General features: G+C 58.7%; 16 protein-coding genes and 2 pseudogenes. 13 read left to right on the top strand and 5 right to left on the bottom strand.

Features of this window, described 5'->3' with window-relative positions; all coding sequences use genetic code 11:
• Positions 1 to 308 precede the first annotated feature (308 nt).
• From JJB09_RS24925 to JJB09_RS24920, 3 genes and pseudogenes are all read left to right on the top strand, one after another.
• Positions 309 to 482 (top strand): annotated as a pseudogene (locus JJB09_RS24925) (IS3 family transposase); the annotation flags it as partial.
• Between the two features lie 308 nt (positions 483 to 790).
• Positions 791 to 951: pseudogene (locus JJB09_RS26805) on the top strand (MFS transporter); the annotation flags it as partial.
• Positions 952 to 1081: 130 nt separating this feature from the next.
• A complete protein-coding gene (locus JJB09_RS24920) occupies positions 1082 to 2338 on the top strand; it encodes an arsenic transporter (protein WP_201663804.1) in 1257 nt (418 codons plus the stop codon).
• A 161-nt stretch (positions 2339 to 2499) separates the two neighbouring features.
• Here the strand turns inward: JJB09_RS24920 and JJB09_RS24915 are convergent, their stop codons facing one another.
• Positions 2500 to 2718, bottom strand: coding sequence for a hypothetical protein (locus tag JJB09_RS24915; RefSeq protein WP_201663803.1), 219 nt, complete (start codon positions 2716 to 2718; stop codon positions 2500 to 2502).
• A gap of 180 nt (positions 2719 to 2898) precedes the next feature.
• Between JJB09_RS24915 and JJB09_RS24910 the strand changes: the two genes are divergently transcribed.
• The 3 genes from JJB09_RS24910 to JJB09_RS24900 all read left to right on the top strand — a co-directional run bounded on the left by JJB09_RS24910 (position 2899) and on the right by JJB09_RS24900 (position 5409).
• Positions 2899 to 3981: a hypothetical protein gene (locus JJB09_RS24910; RefSeq protein ID WP_201663802.1), complete on the top strand. Its 1083-nt coding sequence runs from the start codon at positions 2899 to 2901 to the stop codon at positions 3979 to 3981.
• A 545-nt stretch (positions 3982 to 4526) separates the two neighbouring features.
• Entirely contained in the window at positions 4527 to 4940 is a 414-nt protein-coding gene (locus JJB09_RS24905) for a hypothetical protein (RefSeq protein WP_201663801.1), read from the top strand.
• Between the two features lie 37 nt (positions 4941 to 4977).
• Entirely contained in the window at positions 4978 to 5409 is a 432-nt protein-coding gene (locus tag JJB09_RS24900) for a GNAT family N-acetyltransferase (protein WP_201663800.1), read from the top strand.
• A gap of 71 nt (positions 5410 to 5480) precedes the next feature.
• Here the strand turns inward: JJB09_RS24900 and JJB09_RS24895 are convergent, their stop codons facing one another.
• Positions 5481 to 6848 (bottom strand): MFS transporter, encoded by a 1368-nt coding sequence (locus JJB09_RS24895; RefSeq protein ID WP_201663799.1) that lies wholly within the window; start codon positions 6846 to 6848, stop codon positions 5481 to 5483.
• A gap of 289 nt (positions 6849 to 7137) precedes the next feature.
• On the opposite strand from JJB09_RS24895, the gene JJB09_RS24890 reads away from it, so the two are divergent.
• The 7 genes from JJB09_RS24890 (at position 7138) to JJB09_RS24860 (ending at position 16909) form a co-directional block, all read left to right on the top strand.
• Positions 7138 to 8199, top strand: a complete 1062-nt coding sequence (locus tag JJB09_RS24890; RefSeq protein WP_201663798.1) for a LacI family DNA-binding transcriptional regulator — start codon at positions 7138 to 7140, stop codon at positions 8197 to 8199.
• 123 nt (positions 8200 to 8322) lie between these two features.
• A complete protein-coding gene (locus JJB09_RS24885) occupies positions 8323 to 9591 on the top strand; it encodes an ABC transporter substrate-binding protein (RefSeq protein ID WP_201663797.1) in 1269 nt (422 codons plus the stop codon).
• 156 nt (positions 9592 to 9747) lie between these two features.
• Positions 9748 to 10641 carry a carbohydrate ABC transporter permease gene (locus tag JJB09_RS24880; RefSeq protein ID WP_201663796.1) on the top strand — a complete coding sequence of 298 codons (894 nt, stop codon included), beginning with the start codon at positions 9748 to 9750 and terminating at the stop codon, positions 10639 to 10641.
• The gene (locus JJB09_RS24875) at positions 10638 to 11462 is read left to right on the top strand and encodes a carbohydrate ABC transporter permease (protein ID WP_201663795.1); all 825 of its coding nucleotides are present in this window, start codon (positions 10638 to 10640) and stop codon (positions 11460 to 11462) included. The genes JJB09_RS24880 and JJB09_RS24875 overlap by 4 nt, the downstream gene beginning before the upstream one ends.
• A 10-nt stretch (positions 11463 to 11472) precedes the next feature.
• On the top strand, positions 11473 to 13722 hold the full coding sequence (locus JJB09_RS24870) for a glycoside hydrolase family 2 protein (protein WP_201663794.1): 2250 nt from the start codon (positions 11473 to 11475) through the stop codon (positions 13720 to 13722).
• Positions 13723 to 13731: 9 nt separating this feature from the next.
• Positions 13732 to 14817: an ABC transporter ATP-binding protein gene (locus tag JJB09_RS24865; RefSeq protein WP_201663793.1), complete on the top strand. Its 1086-nt coding sequence runs from the start codon at positions 13732 to 13734 to the stop codon at positions 14815 to 14817.
• Positions 14818 to 14875: 58 nt separating this feature from the next.
• Complete coding sequence (locus JJB09_RS24860; protein ID WP_201663792.1) at positions 14876 to 16909, top strand: aldo/keto reductase; 2034 nt, start codon at positions 14876 to 14878, stop codon at positions 16907 to 16909.
• A gap of 159 nt (positions 16910 to 17068) precedes the next feature.
• On the opposite strand, the gene JJB09_RS24855 is transcribed toward JJB09_RS24860, so the two are convergent.
• Genes JJB09_RS24855 through alr form a run of 3 tightly spaced genes read right to left on the bottom strand, consistent with a single transcriptional unit; the run spans position 17069 to position 19897 of the window.
• The gene (locus JJB09_RS24855; protein WP_201663791.1) at positions 17069 to 17449 is read right to left on the bottom strand and encodes a Rid family detoxifying hydrolase; all 381 of its coding nucleotides are present in this window, start codon (positions 17447 to 17449) and stop codon (positions 17069 to 17071) included.
• Between the two features lie 44 nt (positions 17450 to 17493).
• Entirely contained in the window at positions 17494 to 18744 is a 1251-nt protein-coding gene (locus tag JJB09_RS24850) for a D-amino acid dehydrogenase (protein WP_201663790.1), read from the bottom strand.
• A 34-nt stretch (positions 18745 to 18778) separates the two neighbouring features.
• Entirely contained in the window at positions 18779 to 19897 is a 1119-nt protein-coding gene (gene alr / locus JJB09_RS24845) for an alanine racemase (protein WP_201663789.1), read from the bottom strand.
• Between the last annotated feature and the right edge of the window lie 99 nt (positions 19898 to 19996).

Raw genomic sequence — 19996 nt, 5'->3', positions numbered from 1 at the left:
TCAAATCCTGCCCCCGCAACCAAAACACCCCAATACAAGCAGCACAAATGCCCCAAGCAACACATGCATGGGGCTATTCGCGTTTCGACCTTGCCGATCGGGATCATGATCCTGCCGGGATGGGTATCGGCGCGTTGAAGTAACGCCTGATTTGACCTTGCCCCGTTGCACTAATCCATTTTGAAGTAAGCTCTGGCCCATTGAGAGGACCAGGGAGTGAATAGCCCCTAGATTTGTAGACCCCTTCTTTCCTAAATTTGAGGCAAGAAGAGCATCATGAGCAAATCGAATTTCAGCGAAGAGTTTAAGCGTTCTTCAATCTGCTGAAGCGAGAGCGGATACGCCGAAAGGTCTACCCCTCAAGGGACGAAGCCAGGCAGGATGTGTTCGACTACATCGAGATGTTCTACAATCCGAAGCGCAAGCATGTCAGAAACGGAATGCTGTCGCCCGTCAAGTTCGAAAAGCGGCAGAAAACGTAATCTGAGGGTGTCTACGAAACTCGGGGCTATTCACCGAAAGCAGAAAAGATTTCCGCTTTTTGGCCCCAGGCGGTCAATCGAAGCTTTTCCAATGAACTTGGATGATGAGGTGGAAACAAGACAGTTCCGACCCCATCCACCATGCAAAATCAGGCCGCCGGATCGAGGTGATCCCAGGCATGTCCGGCTGCGGTCCAGGGCAACAGTTGTGGCTTTGCCGATGAATACATCCGGCATGTCGCGAAATGTCAGGTAGACGGACAAACCGCATGTCGGGCAGAAGGCACGCCGCTTCACGGTTCCGCCGTGTACAGATACTGGATGGTATCGGGGTAGGACTGCGGCAGAGAGAATTTTGTCAGGGTCCGGTCGGTTCAATGTGGGACTTGCCGCTGTCATAACGGTACAGCGGATCGGCGCGTCGCTGAGCAACGTCGTGGCCAGATGGTTCACTGGTATCGGTGGTTATGGCGCTTGCGGTAGCCGCCTTTCTTGGCGGCCATAAAAGCATTGCGCCGCCACAAAAAAGCGATACGTCTGCATCAAACGATGCGCTCGCGGCGTCATGAGCGTCTAATTTCAGTTCGAAACGATCCAATATGAATGCACTGACACTAACCTGGGCGATTGCGGGACTAACCACACTTGGCGTGATTACTCGGCCCTTTGCGCTGCCAGAAGCGATATGGGCCGTTCTTGGCGCACTCCTGCTTCTCGCGCTTGGGCTGATCGGCATCCCCGACGCCTGGACCGGCGTCATTAAAGGCCTTGACGTCTATCTTTTTCTCATCGGCATGATGTTGCTCTCGGAGCTCGCCCGACGGGAGGGTCTCTTCGATTGGTTGGCTTCGATCGCAACGGCGCATGCCAAAGGATCCCCGAAACGCCTGTTCATCCTAATCTACTGTGTGGGGATAGTCGTCACTGTCTTTCTGTCGAATGATGCAACGGCCGTGGTGTTAACCCCGGCTGTCTATGCGGCGTGCCGGGCGGCACGGGTCAACGATCCCATGCCCTATCTCCTAATCTGTGCCTTCATCGCCAACGCTGCAAGCTTTGTCCTGCCAATCTCCAACCCGGCCAATCTGGTGATTTTCGGCGGTGAGGCGATGCCGCCACTGTCACAATGGCTCGTCACGTTCACACTGCCATCGATCGCCTCGATCGCAGTGACCTTTCTGGCGCTTTATTGGACCCAACGCTCGGTCATCGCTGCCGACAGCGTCGCAACCGACATACAGGGAGTGCCGCTGACCCCGAGCGCGAAGCTTGCGGGCGCTGGTCTGTGCGCCACCGCGGTGCTGCTCCTCGGGGCATCAGCTCTCGATCGTGATCTCGGTCTGCCGACATTCGTCGCTGGGTGCATTACGACGGCGGCGATCCTGCTGGTGACGCGAAAGAACCCGGCAGGTATTCTCAAAGACATTTCCTGGAGCGTGTTGCCGTTGGTCGCGGGGCTGTTCGTCGTCGTAGAAACGCTGAACCGAACGGGATTGATCGACCAACTCGCGCGCTACCTTTCTGACGGCGCAACGAATTTTCCCGCGCAAAGCGCAGCTGCTGCGGGGGCGATTGTCGCTCTAGCTTCCAATCTCGTCAACAACCTTCCAGCAGGACTTGTAGCAGGAAGTGCCGTTCAAGCTGCGCACGTGTCCGACAAGATCGCCGGCGCAGTCTTGATCGGCGTCGACCTAGGTCCCAATCTCTCGATCACCGGCTCTCTCGCGACCATATTGTGGCTGACAGCAATGCGTCGCGAAGGTTTGCAGATCGGAGCGTGGAGTTTCCTGAAGGTCGGCGTGGTCGTGATGATTCCCGCTCTCGTCATATCGCTCGCAGTCCTCGCAATTCAGTAGAACCCTTCGATTCTGCGTGGCTGCTTGTGCACCTACCGCTCTTGTCGTCGCCGCAAGAGGAGCGCAGGTGGATTGAGTGTTCTGTTCCGGGCACAATAAACTCTGGAAACTTCGACAATCCTACTGCGCACAACCAGCGGGAATAATCGCGTTGCTCGGCCTCAAAGACCTCCGCAGGCTGTGCTTTCATCGGTTGCTTTTAGTGTGGGCGAATTGAACGATTGGCCGCTTTTGGCGCCAAGCGGACCCCAATTGATGTTGGCCCGTAGGACGAGATTTTCGACGTAGTTCGTGAGCGTGTACTTGAAGGCGGATTTGACGATGTCGGTGCCCTCATCAATCAGTTCGACAAGAACGTCCGTGGCCTTGCCAACCGTCAATGTATCGTCGCCCTGATCGCCTGATATCGTTCCGCGTATGGTGCCGCCGGTGTTGTTGCCCGCGTCATCGCCGTCCGAAAATACCTAATTGGTGGATGTTCATGCAGCGCACCGTTGCTTTTCTATTGCGTGCCGCTCGAAATTGGGTCCAACAATGCTGTCAGACGTGTGGGGCGTGATATGGCTGCCAAAAGTGGAAGCACGCCGAAAGGCGACAAGCCGCCGGCGCAGAAACCTCAACCGCCGAAAAGGAGGCTTTTCGGCCGGATCGACGCCGCGCTCGAGCCTGTCCGGGAGAGCATCGACAACAGTGCCGTCCTGCACTTCATTGCCATCATGTTCGCCGTACTCACGGGCGTCGTCACGATCGGCACGATGTGGCAGATCACCACAGACATTTCCGACCGCCAGACCGAGCGCGAGGAAGCAAGGGAAGAGCGCCTGAGCCGCGCCTGGGCGCACCTGATGACGCCAGTCGGCGGTCAGTCCGGCAAGGGTGCAGCCATGAATGTCATTCTTCTTTCGGGAGGAAGGATCGACCAGGTGGAACTCAGCTGCCGCAAGATCGGCGACTGGGACCAACGGACAGGGAAGTGCGCCAACCCGCCAGTCTTGGATGGCGTCGCTTTCGGCATATCCAGCCGCGGCAACATCTTTGATTGGGGCACCAAGAACTTTCCGCTGTTTTCCGACATCACGTTTACGAATTCGGACTTTTCCGGCGTCAGCCTTTATCCGCGGGATTTCGCCAATGTGCGTTTCGAGGCAAGCAACCTCGAAGGCGCCACGATCCACGAAGACGCAAAGGTCAGCTTGTTTGCAGTCAGCCTCAAGCGCGCGAAGATCTATTACGAGGCCGACGTGGCGTTTGCTGAAAACATCAGCAACGCCATCTTCTTTTTCGAGGACGGCGGCCTCATGCTCAAAGGGCAGTCGATTTCGGCACCCGCCGCATTCGCACCCGAATTTTCCAATGCGTGGTTCTGGGCCGACGAACCGCCTGTGCTCACCCGCAGTGTCGGCTGGAATGATAAAGGTCCGACCGATACGTCCTTCCTCGACAGGATCGCCAGCAACATCAGAATATGCGACCCGAAGTTTCGTGTCTCCAAGCGGAACGCAGACGCCAAAGGCCAGGCGGTTGCGGGGGAAACCTATCCGCAGATCAGCACAGGCGACTTGTCTTGCCCCGAGCTCTCGCTCGACGAGGCGCGGAAGCAGTTCCCCGCCAAATATCCGGTTGTGAAGCCGACCGATCTCTAACCTGGTTGCCATCAAGCCGCCGTCCTCGCTGTCCCGGTCGCAAGCACAGCCAAGTCAACGATATCGCCGCCCGCAAGCGGCCACCAGGTGGCGATGATGCGGTTTGCGCTCGGCACGGACCATGGTTGAGACCGTGGCCCACTGCTCGGAATCGGCATCGGCGAGCAGCACCAGCTCGCTACCCGGCGAAGAAGCGCGCTATGCGCAAGTGCTCATTCTCATCGAGGCCTCGAAGAACGATACTAAGCTTCGGCCACCAGCATCTCTGCCAAACCTCCACTCCAGTTCGGCGCCTTGGGCTTGGTGACGAAATCGATTCCTACGCCAGGTACCGAAACGCTGAAACCAGTCAGATAGATATTGCGATTTAAGACCTTGTTATATTCCAGAGGCGGCTTTCTGCCCCGAGGGTTTCAGCGCTTAACGCTTGGGTAATCCTAACCGACGGTAAGGATTTTTACGCGCTGCCTCGATATGGGATTTCAAAACATTCTTAAATCTCGGCCGTTAGCTTTGTTGTCATTGGACAGGCGGAAAGGCAGCAGATGGAATCGCAGACCCCCATTGGGAAGAGATCGTATCTCAGCAAGGAAGAATCTTTCATGTACGACCGCGAAAAGCGGTTTCCCATGGAAGAAACCATGAATGCCGCGCGCATCGAATTCGCCGAAAAAGGCGTCACCAACCTCGCTGCTCGCCGCTGCGATCTGATCCAGGTTTCCAAGAGCAGCGCGCTTATTGCCATCAACATCCAGTTCTCGCTTCCGCGACAGTTCTATCTCGACGTTCCGGACGCGCGCATCGCCCGTATCGGCTGCGTACTGATGAAGACTTTCGCCAACAACACTGCCGAGGTACGCTTTCTCAGCCTGTTGAACGACAAGGACCTCGACAAGATCTTCGTCTATTCGACGCATCCCAAGCATCGCAATCGCGTCCTTGATATCCGCGCCCGATAGGACTACCACGGCCCCATAGCTTCCATGGGGCCGTCAAATGTCCGATATCACCATCCTCACCGTGCCGGTATTCAGCGCGCTCGCCAACCTCGCCTTCAATCTGCGTCGTGAAGTTTTCGTGATCGAGCAGAAGGTCCCGCCGGAGGAGGAACTCGACAGCGAGGACCTGACCGCGATTCACATGGTCGCCATCGTCGATGGCGAAGTCTGCGGCACGTTGCGCATTCTCAGGCGTCCCGAGCACTACAAGATCGGCCGCGTCGCCGTCAGCCAGCCCTATCGCGGCATGGGTATCGCGCGTGCACTCATGGTCAAGGCCATGGAAGAGCGGCGCGAGGAATGCGGCGATCGCTTCTACCTGACATCACAGAGCGACAAGGTCGGCTTCTACGAAAAGCTCGGCTTTACGGCATTCGGCGAGGAATTCATGGATGCCGGCATCCCGCATCTGGCGATGAAAAACTATTGAAGCCAGAAATGAGAGAGGCCGCCGGACATCCATCCGGCGGCCTCGTCGCTATAACAAAGTGTCGGTAGCGATTACGCCTCGATGTCGACGTTCTTGGTCTCTTCGCCCATCACCAGCGCGATCAGCGTCAGCACGCCCATTGCCGAGAGATAGACACCGACCCAGAACGGGCTGCCTGCGCCATAGCTCCACAGCGCCACCGCAATGAACGGCGCTACAGCCGCGCCGAGGATCGACGAGACATTGTAGGAAATGCCCGAACCGGTGTAGCGAACATTGGACGGGAACAATTCCGGCAGAAGCGCACCCATTGGGCCGAAGGTCATGCCCATCAGCGAAAAGCCGAGGATCAACCATGCCATGACGCCGACAGAGCCAAGCGACAGCAGCGGAACCCAGCTGAGGCCGAAGACGATAATGGCCAATGTGACCACGATCAGTGTCTTGCGGCGACCCCATTTGTCGGCCCACGGGCCGGAGAGGAAGGTGAAGATGCCGAAGAACACCACGCCGACGATCATCATCAGCACGAAGGTATTATATTCATAGCCCAGGCCGGGAACCGCACCCGGCTTCAAAACCGCCGGGTCCACCGGCGCACGGCCATAGCTCAGCGAAAAGGTCGTCATCAGGTAGAACAACACATAGGTCGCCAGCATATAGAAAGTGCCGAGCACCAATTGCCTGCCATGCGTCTTGAACACCGAGACGAGCGGAAGCTTCTTGACCTGCCCGGTTTTGACGGTCTTTTCAAAGGCGGTGCTCTCGACGAGATTGAGGCGGACCCAGAGGCCGACGATGACCATCACTGCCGAAAACAGGAACGGAATGCGCCAGCCCCAATCGAGGAAGGCATCCGACGGGCGCGACGGATCGGCCGAAGGCATCAGCGCCGCGATGATCAGGAACAGGCCATTGGCGAGAATGAACCCGATCGGCGCTCCGAGCTGCGGGAACGTACCGAACACGGCGCGCTTGCCCTTGGGCGCGTTTTCGGTCGCTACCAATGCCGCACCGCTCCATTCGCCGCCAAGCGCAAAGCCCTGGGCCAGGCGTAGGATGACCAGCAAGAACGGTGCAAACCAACCGACGGATGAATAGGTCGGCAGGCAACCGATCAGGAAGGTCGCGATGCCCATGGTCAGTAGGGCGCCGACAAGGGTCGCCTTGCGACCGCGCTTGTCACCCAGATGACCGAAGAAAATCGCACCCAACGGCCGGGCGACCATCGCCGCGCCGAAAACCGCGAAAGACGCCAGAAGCGCTGTCGTGTCGTTGCCCTTGGGAAAGAACAGGTGCGGGAAAACCAGCACCGCAGCAGTGGCATACACATAAAAGTCGTAGAATTCGATTGTGGTGCCGACCAGGCTCGCGAGCAGTACCCGCGCGCGCGAATTTGCGGGTGCGCCGGCCGCAGCCGAACTGGTGTAGGAAGACATGAATTTCAATCTCCGGATTCTTTTTGTATACAAGGTCCCTACACTCGTCGTTGTTAAAGGAAAAGCGCATATTGGCTAACTTTCGTCGTATTCGCCGAACAGTGCGTCCACGAATCCAATTCGACGCCGATTAAGGTCCATCGTGGCTCGACTTGGCGTTTTTTCACTGGCATACAATCGGCGGTGGCCAACGCCCGGGATTTCTGAGTAAATATTTACTAATTTTACTTCCGGCTCGTGGCAAAATATGTCAGTCTAGAGGCCGCGCAGGAGCCGGACAACAGTAGCAATGGTTACCATCAAGGAAATCGCCAAGGCCGTCGGCGTCTCATCCGCCACAGTATCGCGCGTGCTCAATTACGATCCCGGTTTGTCGATCTCCTCGACCAAGCGCCAGGCCATAATTGAGACCGCCGAAGCGTTGAACTACGCCACGCCGCGCAACCGCAACAAGGCCGGCGCGAACGGCACGCCGCAGACACCGCTTTCGAGGCTAGCAATCGTTCACTTTCTCGAGCCGTCCGACGAACTCGCCGACCCCTATTATGTCGGCGTCCGGCTGGGCATCGAAAACCGCTGTCGCGACCTGAAGACGGAAATCGTCAAGGTCTTTCATTCCGATACGCTACCCGACCCAGCACTCCTGCAAAGCGCATCCGGCGTGATCGTCATCGGCAAACATTCCGCCAACGAGATCGAATGGTTCGAGCGCCATTGCCGTCATATGGTCTTTGCCGATTTCGACCCGCAATCCGACGCCATCGACTGCGTGCACAGCGACGTGGGTGGTGCGACGCAAAAAATCCTCAACCAACTCAATGCGATGGGCTACAAACGCATTGCGTTCGTCGGCAGTCACGAACACCTCAACGGCGAGACCCAGCCTTATGGCGAACGACGCTGCAAGGCCTATATCGACTGGCAGAAGGAACATGGCACATTCGATCCGGAACTGCTGGTGCTGGGCGACAGCTGCGATTCAGGACAGAATCTCAGGCTTGAAACCGGCTACATGCTTGCCAAGTCCGTGCTGGATCTGAAGACGCGTCCAGACATCATCCTGACAGCCAACGACAATATGGCGATCGGCACCTATCGAGCCATTCGCGAAGCCGGCCTGAGTGTACCCGATGATATCGCCGTGGTGTCGTTCAACGACATTCCGGTCGCACAATTCCTGACGCCGCCGCTGTCCACCATGAAGATCCACGGGGAGCACATCGGCGAGACCGCTGTAGACCTTCTGCTCGAGCGACTTTCTGGCCGCGACTACACCAAGAACACCATCATCGCAACCGAGATGATCTGGCGCGAAAGCTGCCGCAAACCGGCGGAAACGCGGTCGCTCTGACCGCTCTTCGCAGACGTAATAAATATTTACTGAATTTTTGTTGCCAGCCTCCCTGTTTTCGGAAATACTCTTGCACAAGACTGGGAGGAGCCCGTCTTGTGAAGATTTCAGTGGGAGGAAACAATGGATAGATCAGGAATCCTCAAGCGCTTTGCGGCCACCGCTTTTGCCGGCGCGAGCCTGCTCTGCGCAACAGCCGCCTTTGCGGGCGAAGTGACAATCTGGTGCTGGGACCCGAACTTCAACGTCGCAATCATGAAGGAAGCGGGCGCCCGCTACACGGCCAAGCACCCGGACACGACTATTAACATCGTCGATTTTGCCAAGGCCGACGTCGAGCAGAAGCTGCAGACGGCGCTTTCGTCCGGTACCGCCGATGCGCTGCCGGATATCGTGCTTATCGAGGATTACGGCGCGCAGAAATATCTTCAGTCCTTCCCTGGCGCCTTCGCGGCAATGTCCGACAAGATCGACTATTCCGGCTTCGCACCCTACAAGGTGCAGTTGATGACCATGGACGGCAAGGTCTACGGCATGCCCTTCGATTCCGGCGTGACCGGCCTCTACTACCGCAAAGACTATCTCGAGCAGGCCGGCTTCAAGCCCGAGGACATGCAGAACATCACCTGGGACCGTTTCATCGAGATCGGCAAGCAGGTGGAAGCCAAGACCGGCCACAAGATGATGGGCCTCGACGTCAACGACGCGGGCTTCATCCGCATCCTGATGCAATCGGCCGGCGGCTGGTATTTCGACAAGGACGGCAACCTCTCTATCGAGAACAATGCTGCGCTGAAGGCCGCGCTCGAAACCGAACAGAAGATCCTGCAGGCGGGCATCTACAAACCAGCGGCTGGCTGGGCCGAATGGGTCGGCGCATTCACCTCCGGTGACGTGGCCGCGGTCACGACCGGCGTCTGGATCACCGGTACCGTCAAGGCACAGGCCGACCAGGCCGGCAAGTGGGGTGTGGCGCCAATCCCGCGCCTCAACATCGAGGGTGCCGCGCACGCATCCAACCTCGGCGGTTCCAGCTGGTACGTGCTCGAAGGCTCGGCCGAGAAGGATGAAGCCATCGATCTCCTCAACGAGGTCTACGCCAAGGACAAGGACTTCTACCAGAAGATCCTAGTCAACCAGGGCGCTGTCGGCTCGCTGCTCGCTGTGCGCTCCGGCCCAGCCTATTCCGAAAAGGACGCCTTCTTCGGCGGCGAGCCTGTATGGCAGAATTTCTCCGACTGGCTGAGCAAGGTTCCACCGGTCAACTATGGCGTGTTCACCAACGAAGTCGACACGGCTGTCACCGCAAACCTTCCGGCGCTGGCCAAGGGCACATCGGTCGATGAAGTGCTGAAGGCCATCCAGAGCCAGGCCGAAGGCCAGATCCAGTAGCATTCACAATAGGACGGGCGGCTTTCCGCCCGTCTCCTCCCTCGGCGGCTGTGGCCTTGGCGCCGCGGCCTGACCGGCGGATGCATTGGCCGTTGCTCCCGGCGAGCAGCGGCGAGAAAATCGGTCGATTTACCGAAACCCAGGACGATCCAATCCATGTCAGCGACCAGAGTACTCGGCATCAGGCGCTATGATCTCAACGGTTGGCTATTCATCGCCCCGTCGATCTTGCTGATCTCGATCTTCCTTGCCTTCCCGATCTTCCGTTCGCTCTGGCTGTCATTCTACACGGGCAAGGGCATGATGTTGAAATTCGGCGGCTTCGCCAACATCATCCGGCTCTGGAACGATCCGGTCTTCCTAAACGCGCTCTACAACACGGTGGTCTTCTTCGTGGTGCAGGTGCCGATCATGATCATGCTGGCGCTGATCCTGGCCGCCATGCTCAACAATGACCGGCTGAAATTCGTCGGATTCTTCCGCACCGCGATCTTCCTGCCCTGCGTGGCCTCGCTGGTCGCCTATTCCGTTCTCTTCAAGAGCATGTTCGCCGTCGATGGCGTGGTGAATTCGGCGCTGATGGTGATCGGAATTGTCGATTCGCCGATTGGCTGGTTCACCGATACGTTCTGGGCCAAGGTCCTCGTGATCCTCGCCATCACCTGGCGCTGGACCGGCTACAACATGATTTTCTATCTCGCGGCGATGCAGAACATCGACAAGTCGATCTACGAGGCAGCGAAGATCGACGGCGTCCCCGGGTGGGCGCGCTTTTTCTACATAACCATCCCGATGCTGAAGCCGGTTATCCTGTTCACGACCATCATCTCGACCATCGGCACGATCCAGCTGTTCGACGAGGTCTACAACCTGACCGAGGGTCGCGGCAGCCCGGCCAATTCGACGATGACGCTGTCGCTCTACATCTACAACGTGACCTTCCGCCAGATGCCGAGCTTCGGCTATGCCGCAACGATGTCATACGTCATTGTGATCATGGTCGCGCTGTTCTCCTTCCTGCAATTCTATGCCGCGAGGGACCGGTCATGATCTCCGCACGCGCCAACCGCCTGCTGCCTACCGCCGCACAGTATGTCGTGCTCGGGATCGCCGCCTTCCTGTCAATTTTCCCGTTCATCTGGATGGTGATCAGTTCATCGAACACCTCGATCGACATCATCAAGGGCAAAGTGAGCTTCGGCAGTGCATTCGCGACGAATGTCGCCAACTTCTTCACCCAAGTGAATGTACCGCTGGTGTTCTGGAATTCGTTCAAGGTCGCGATCCTAGCAACAATCCTCACCATCGTGGTGTCGTCACTGGCCGGCTACGGCTTCGAGATGTTCAAGTCGAAGTGGCGCGACAGGATCTATTCCGTCGTATTGCTGACCTTGATGGTGCCCTTCGCGGCACTGATGATCCCGCTCTTTATCTTGATGGGGCGGCTTGGGCTTATCAATACGCATGTCGCCATCATGCTGCCGACCATCGCCTCGGCCTTCATCATCTTCTACTTCCGCCAGGCCACCAAGGCATTCCCGACCGAGTTGCGCGATGCGGCCAAGGTCGACGGTCTCAAGGAATGGCAGATCTTCCTCTATATCTATATGCCTGTGATGCGCTCGACCTATGCGGCGGCCCTGGTCATCGTCTTCATGACCAACTGGAACAACTACCTCTGGCCGCTGATCGTGCTGCAGTCGAACGAGACCAAGACAATAACGCTCGTCGTCTCCTCGCTCGCCTCGGCTTACTATCCCGATTTCGGTGTCGTGATGATTGGCACCATCCTCGCAACCCTCCCGACACTCTTCGTCTTCTTCGTCATGCAGCGCCAGTTCGTCCAGGGCATGCTTGGCTCGGTGAAATAGGAACTTGAAAATGCGCAGATACGAGACTTTCAACAGCAACTGGGTCTTCAGCCACGGCTTCGATGCCGGCGCGACGAAGACGCTGCAGGCGGGTGAGACGGTACGGCTGCCGCACACCGCTGTTGAACTGCCCTACAACTACTTCGACGAAACCAGCTACCAGAAGCCCTTCACCTACCAGAGGATCATCGCCTGGGAAGCCGGCTTCGAGGGTCGCGAGGTCTCGCTGGTTTTCGATGGCGCGATGGCCGACAGCGAGGTCTGGCTCAACGGCGAGAAGCTCATCGCTCACACGGACGGCTATACGCCCTTCGAGGCCCGCCTCACCCCGCATCTCAAGCGCGGCGACAACCTGCTGACCGTCAAGATCGACGGCTCGGAAAACCCGGAAATCCCGCCGTTCGGAGGCATGATCGATTATCTCACCTATGCCGGGATCTACCGCGACGTCTGGCTCAAGGTCACGAGCCCGGTCGCTATCAAGAACATGAAAATCGAGACCCCGGATGCGCTGGCAGACAGCAAGCAGGTCTCCGTACGCGTCGACCTCGCCAATCATCAAGACGTTGATGTTTCCGGCATGGTGAAAGTCACGATTTCCGACAAGCATGGTGCCACGGTTGCGACCGCGTCCGCGGCCATTGCCGGCTACCAGTCCACGCTTAAGATTACCGATCTCACCGGACTTGCGCTTTGGGATATCGACAACCCCGTCCTTTATACCCTCACTGCAGAGATCGAGACCGCTTCCGGCAAGGATTCCCTTGCGAGCCGTTTCGGCTTCCGTACTGCCGAGTATACGCCCACAGGTTTCCTGCTGAACGGCAAGCTGCTGAAGCTGCGCGGCCTCAACCGCCACCAGGCGTTCCCCTATTCCGGCTATGCGCTCGGCAAAAGAGCGCAGCAAAAAGACGCCGACGTCATGAAATACGATCTGCGCTGCAACATCGTGCGCACCTCGCACTACCCCCAGGCCAAGAGCTTCATCGAGCGCTGCGACGAGATCGGGCTGCTGGTGTTCGAAGAGATCCCCGGATGGCAACATATCGGTGGCAAGGCCTGGCAGCAGGAATCCATCGAGAACGTTCGCCGCATGATCGAGCGGGACTGGAACCATCCGTCGATCATCATCTGGGGCGTGCGCATCAACGAGAGCCAGGACAATCACGACTTCTATGTCGAGACCAACCGGCTGGCGCGTGAACTCGACCGGACCCGCCAGACCGGCGGCGTCCGCTTCATCACCAATTCGGAACTGCTCGAAGACGTCTACACGATGAACGACTTCATCCTCGGGCAGGAGGAAATGCCGGGCAACAATCGTGGCCGCGTCGTCCTGCGCGACCGGGTCGAGACCACCGGTATTACCCGGCCGATCCCCTATATGATCACTGAATACAACGGCCACATGTACCCGACCAAGCGCTTCGACCAGGAGCAGCGGCAGGCCGAGCATGTCACCCGTCATCTTCTGATCCTCAATGCCGTTGCCGGCGACGACAACATCTCCGGATCGACCGGCTGGTGCATGTTCGACTACAACACGCACAAGGATTTTGGCTCCGGCGACCGCGTCTGTTATCATGGCGTGCTTGACACGTTCCGCGAACCGAAATTCGCCGCCTATGCCTATTCCTCGCAAGGCGATCCCTCTGAAGGAGCCATATTGCAGCCGGTGACCTATTGGGCGCGCGGCGAGCGCAATATCGGCGGCGTGCTGCCACTGATCATCCTCACCAACTGCGATTATATCGAAACGCAATTCGGCGACCGTCCAGTCAAGCGCTATTATCCCGACCGCGAAACCTATCCGCACCTGTCGCACCCGCCCGTCATTCTCGACCAGCGCAACGTGACCCCCGAAGAATTCGGCACCTGGGGTTTTGTCTGGAAACAGGGTGTTTTCAGGGGCTATGTCGACGGCAAGCTCGTCAAGACCGTGACCCTTCCCGGTGATCCTGTGCCGACGACGCTTGAGATTGCGCCAGATGCCACCGATCTGCGCGCAGCGGAGAAGGACAGCGTCCGCGTCATTGCCCGGGTGCTCGACCAATGCGGCAACGTCCTGCCTTTTTACGAGGAACCGGTCAGCTTTACCGTCAAAGGTCCGGGCCGCATCATCGGACCGTCGCTGCAGAGCTTCAAGGGTGGCGTCACCGGTTTCTGGCTGGAAGCAGGCGACGCGGCAGGCACGATCACGCTCAAGGCAAATTGCGGTGCTTTCACCGAGCAGACCGTCACATTCTCGGTAAGCGGATAAGGGGTTGAAATGGCAGATGTCACGCTGACAGGAATTCGCAAGAGTTTCGGTGCGCTGGAGATCATCAAGGGCGTCGATCTCGACATCAGGTCGGGCGAATTCGTGGTCTTCGTCGGACCGTCCGGATGCGGCAAATCCACGCTTCTCAGAATGATCGCAGGACTAGAGGACATCACCTCCGGCGTGCTCAAGATCGGCGGCGTCGAAATGAACGATGTCGACCCCTCCAAGCGCGGCATCGCCATGGTCTTCCAGTCCTATGCGCTCTATCCGCACATGACGGTGCGTGAGAACATGGGCTTCGCGCTTCGTTTTGCCGGCATGGCGAAGGACGAGATAGACAAGCGTGTGATGGCCGCGGTCAATATCCTCGAACTCGGCCCCCTGATGGAGCGAAAGCCGAAGGCGCTTTCCGGTGGCCAGCGCCAACGTGTCGCCATCGGCCGCGCCATCGTCCGCAATCCGGATGTGTTCCTGTTCGACGAGCCGCTTTCCAACCTCGATGCGGAACTTCGCGTCCATATGCGCGTCGAGATCGCCAAACTCCATAAGGAACTCAAGACCACAATCATCTACGTAACCCACGATCAAGTCGAGGCGATGACGCTCGCCGACAAGATCGTGGTGTTGCGCGCAGGCGAAGTCGAACAGGTCGGCGGCCCGCTCGATCTTTACGACGATCCGGCTAACACGTTCGTTGCGGGTTTCATCGGTTCACCAAAGATGAATTTCCTCGGCGCCGAAGTCCTAGAGGCGGGCAATGGGCAAATCACCGTCGCGCTTGCCAGCCAACCCACTGCCCGCCTGACAATGCCGCTCGCAGCGGCCGTTTCCAAGGGTGACGCTATAACGCTGGGCGTCCGGCCGGAGCATTTCGTTGGTGCCGGCGAAGGCAGCACCGATCTCGAAATCGACGTCGACGTTGCCGAGCACCTGGGCAACACCAGCTACATCTACGCCCATGTCGGCAAGGGCGAACGCATCACCGTCGAGCGCGAGGAATCCCGCGCCGCTACAAGCAAGGACAAGCTGACGGTCGGAATTGCCGCCGCCACCGCATTCCTTTTCGACAGCGCAGGGAACCGGCTGCGCTGAACGCAGGCCGTATTCCGACGCACAGCATTTGGCACCAGCTTCGGCAGGAGGAGCACCCATGTCTGAAAATAACAAAATTCGTTGGGGAATCATTGGCCCCGGCACCATCGCACGCACCTTTGCTGATGGCATCGCGCATTCGAAGACTGGGATCCTTTCTACGATTGCGAGCCGTAACCCAGGCAAGCCTGGCCTTGCCAGCCAGTTTGCCGGAGCCCGCATCCTCGACGGCTATGAGGCGCTGCTGAAGGAGCCGGAAATCGACGCGGTCTATATCGCCACGCCACATACAGGCCACGCCGAATGGGCGATCAAGGCCGTTCGCGCCGGCAAGCATGTGCTGGTCGAAAAACCCATCGCGCTTTCCGCCTATGATGCGGCGGCCGTCTATCACGAGGCCAGCAAGGCAGGCGTCTTTGCCGGCGAAGCTTTCATGTATCGCCTGCATCCGATGACCGCCAAGCTGTTGAAGCTGGTTCAAAGCGGCGCCGTCGGCAAGGTCAGAATTATCCGTTCGAGCTTCGGCTTCGATATGGGCACGGTGACACCGGAGCACCGGCTGTTTGCGCAGGAAACCGCCGGTGGCGGCATCCTCGATGTCGGCGGCTACCCCGTCTCCATGGCGCGGCTAATCGCAGGCGCGGTGGATGGCCTGCCCTATCTCGAACCGGAAACCGTTCATGGCATCGGCCATCTCGGCCAGACGGGCGTCGACGAATGGGCTTCGGCTATCCTGAAGTTTCCCAATTCCATCATCGCCGAAGTGTCCTGCTCGATCATGGCCAACCAGGACAACACACTGCGCATCATTGGCTCGGACGGGCGCATCGAGGTTAGGGATTTCTGGTTTGCCTCGGGTCACAAGGGCGGCACCGGCAAGATCGACATCATCAAGCCCGACGGTTCGAAAAAGACCGTCAGTGTGAAGGAAAGCGGCTGGCTCTATGCGTTCGAAGTCGATGCGGCGGGCCGCGCTATCCGTGCGGGTAAAAAGGAATTCGCCTCGCTAGGGATGGACCATGCCGACTCGCTCGGCAACCTGCGCGTCCTCGACAAGTGGCGCGCCGCGATTGGCCTTGAATATGAGGTTGAAAGAGCCGAGACCCGTACACACAGCATCGCTGGCAGCAAGGTCAAGCCGGGCAACAGGCTTCCGCGCCGGGCTATTCCGGGCCTATCCAAACAAGGCTCCGTGGCCGCGCTCGGCTTCGAATTCTTCCCCAATTTTGCCGCTGCATCGCTGACCCTCGACGGCTTTTACGAAGCGGGCGGCAATATCTTCGACACCGCCTACATCTACGCCGGCGGCAAGACCGAGGAAATCTTCGGCGACTGGCACACCAGCCGCAACGTGCCTCGCGAGGACATGATTGTCATCGGCAAGGGCGCTCATTCGCCGCTCTGCTATCCCGACCAGATCGCCAAGCAATTGACGCAATCGCTGGACCGGCTGAAGACTGACTATGTCGATGTCTATTTCATGCATCGCGACAATCCCGATATCCCGGTCGGCGAATTCGTTGACGCCATGGATGCCGAAGCCAAAGCCGGACGTATCCGCGGCATCTTCGGCGGTTCGAACTGGACGCGCCAACGCTTGGACGAGGCGATAGCCTACGCAACAAGGCACGGAAAAGCCACGCCTGCTGCACTCTCTAACAATTTTGCGCTGGCCGAAATGCTTGATACGATATGGGACGGCTGTGTTGCGGCATCCGACGATGGCTGGAAGGACTGGTTGAAGAAAAAACAGATCCCCAATTTCGCCTGGTCGAGCCAGGCCCGCGGCTTCTTCACCGAGCGCGCCGGTCGTGACAAGCTGGACGACGAAGAGATTGTTCGGGTCTGGTATTCGGAGAAGAACTTCGAGCGGCGCGACCGGGCCATCGAGCTAGCCAAAAAACTCGGCCGCCTTCCGATCCACATCGCCCTGGCCTATGTGCTGGCACAGCCCTTCCCGGTCATACCGTTGATTGGCCCGCGCAACCTTACGGAACTGGAAGACAGCCTTTCGGCGCTGAATCTTCAGCTCACGCAGGAGCAGGTGAAATGGCTGGAAGACGGCAAGGGTTCCAGGAAGAACGCAGCCTGATCGGCAAGCGCCGGAGCATGGTCACACGTCCTGTCGAATCCTTATCGATATCGACTGCCTCTTGCCGCCTGCATACCCGGAAACGCAACGACCGCACCGGAATGTTGATCCGGCGCGGTCGCAGTTGAACTCACAGACGGGCTGATATCGCCGATCCAATCAGGGGATAGCGATAACGGCCTCGACTTCGACCTGCGCACCCTTGGGTAGCGCCGACACTTCATAGCAGGCGCGTGCCGGGTAAGGTGCAACAAACGCTTGCGCATAGGCTGCGTTGATATCGGCAAAGCGCGACAGGTCGGTCAGCAGAACCGTCGTCTTGACCGTGTTGGTGATGCTGGTGCCGCTTGCCTTGGCGATTTCCGCGATATTGGCGAGGCACTGCTTCATCTGGTCGACCGGATCTTCCGAATTGAAATTGCCGGTCGCCGGATCGATCGGCAATTGGCCCGAAACGAACAGCAGGTTGCCGACTTTCACCGCCTGCGAGAAGGGCCCGATCGCGGCAGGTGCCTTATCGGTGGAGATTGCTTCGATCATGGTTGTTTCCTCTTGATAGGTGTGCGGACGTGCTTTCACCGATGTCAGTTGTACCGGCTCAGCGCGAGGTCGGCGCTTTCGATGTCGGGCTTACGGCCACTGACGATATCGCTCAGCAAGCGACCCGAGCCGCAGCTCATCGTCCAGCCCAGCGTGCCGTGACCGGTGTTGAGATAGAGGTTGCTGAATTTCGTCCGGCCGATCACCGGCGTGCCATCCGGCGTCATCGGCCTGAGGCCGGACCAGAAGGTGGCCTTGCTGACGTCGCCGCCCGGAAACAGGTCGGTGACCGAATGCTCGAGGGTACGACGGCGCGGAAGGGCGAGATCGTTGGTATAGCCCGAGATTTCCGCCATGCCGCCCACCCGGATGCGGTCACCCAGCCGAGTAATAGCAATCTTGTAGGTCTCGTCCATCACGGTCGATTCCGGTGACCGCGACGCGTCCACGATGGGGATGGTCAGCGAATAGCCCTTGACCGGATAGACCGGCAACTTGATCCCCAGCGGTTTCAACAGCAGCGGCGAATAGCTGCCGAGTGCGACGACGAATGCATCGCTGTGCTGGACACCCTTGTCGGTCACGACCCCGCGAATCTGGCCGCCAGCCACTTCCAGCCCCTTGATGGTGCGCCCATAATCGAAGGTCACGCCCATGCTGGCAGCCTTGGCGGCCAGCGCATTGGTGAACTTGAAGCAATCGCCGGTTTCATCCTTGGGCGTCAGCAGGCCGCCGACGATCTTGTCCCGAACCTTGGCCAGAGCCGGCTCGACGCGTACGCAGCCGTCCCGGTCCAGCACCTCGTAAGGGATGCCGTCCGCGGCCAGCGCCTTGACGTCCTTGGCCGACGCATCGAGCTGCGCCTGGGTGCGGAACAGCTGCAAGGTGCCCTGCATCCGCTCGTCATAGGCGATCGTAGTGTCGTTGCGTACCTCGGCCAACGATACACGGCTGTAGTCGGCCAGCCGCAGCATGCGGCTCTTGTTGATGGCGTAGCGGCTGGAGGTGCAGTTGGACAGCATCTGCAGCATCCAGGAGATCATTGCCCCGTCGAGCTTCGGCCGCAGGATCAGCGGTGCATGCTCCATGAACAGCCATTTCAGGGCCTTCTGCGGAATACCGGGTGCTGCCCAGGGAGAGCAGTAGCCGAAAGACACCTCGCCCGCATTGGCAAAGCTGGTCTCGAGCGCCGGCCCGGTCTGGCGGTCGATCACGGTCACTTCGTGGCCGGCCTTTGCCAGGTAATAAGCCGAGGTGACCCCAACGACCCCAGCGCCCAAAATTGTAACCTTCATGATGCCCTCTGTTTATTGTCTGATGTCTGCCCGCTCAAACGTATTCGCGGTGATAGCGATGGCCGAGGCTGGTCAGGATTTCGTAGGAAATGGTTCCGGCTGCCGCCGCAATATCCTCGAGCGTCTGGTGCGGGCCGATCAGCTCGACCAAACTGCCGAGCTTGAGCGTGCCGGATGGCAATGCGCTGACGTCGAGCGTGATGCTGTCCATGGAGACCCGGCCGACGATCGGCAGGCGGGTTTCGCCGAAATAGGCAGCCCCCCTATCGCTCAAACTGCGAGGCAGGCCATCGGCATAGCCGGCAGCAATTGTTGCAAGGCGCGTTTCGCGGGAGGTCAGGTGCGCGCCACTATAGCCCACCAGGGTCCCAGCGGGGACGGTGCGCGTCTGAATGACCCGAGCATCGAGGCGCACGACCTGCTGCATGCGGGTAGTGGCTGCATCCGTCGGAATGCCGCCATAAAGCGCAATACCGGGCCGAACCAGCGCACCGTGATACGTGCCGCCGAGAAAGATGCCGCCGGAATTTGCAAAGCACAGAGACACATCCGGAAACAACTGTGCGGACGCTTTCATGACTGCGAGCTGATCCACATTCTGCTGGCTGCCGCCTTCGTCGGCCGAAGCGAGATGGCTCATGACGAACTGCATGTCGATGCCGTCTAGGAGGGATGGATCGTCCAGCAAAGTCGCAATCTCCTCGCCCGAGAGGCCGAGCCGCGACATGCCCGTGTCGAACTGCAAGACTGCCGGAAGTTCACGCGCCAGCGCCCGTGCCGTGGCAGCCCAGTTTGCAATCTGCTCCAGAGAATTGAGCACCGGAACGAAACCGTTGGCGGCGGCAAATTTTTCGCCGGACGGCAGCAAGCCGTTCAAGATATACAGCCTGGCGTCCTTCGGAAGATAGCGCTTGAGTGAGGCTGCTTCCTGAAGATGGGCAACGAAGAATTTGCGGCAGCCTGCCTCGTAAAGCGCTGGCGCGATGCGGGCTGCGCCCAGACCATAGGCGTCCGCCTTGACGACAGCCCCGGCTTCGGCAACGCCGACAAGTCCGGCCAGTTTGACGTAATTCGTCTTCAGCGCCTGAAGATCGATGACCAGGCGCCCGGACAGCGCGTCGTTGTCGAGTTCGAAGTTGAGAGAATTGTCCATTGGCACGTCCTCGTTCTGGTCACCAATTATATTGAAACAATGAGGGAATTGCCGTGCAATTTTCGCTGGATAATTGCGTATTGAACGCATTCGCGCAAT

The sequence above is a fragment of the Phytoamicus setariae genome (assembly GCF_016722925.1).
Taxonomy (GTDB): Bacteria; Pseudomonadota; Alphaproteobacteria; order Rhizobiales; family Rhizobiaceae; genus Rhizobium_E; species Rhizobium_E setariae.
This window is presented reverse-complemented; position numbering and strand designations above follow the sequence as displayed.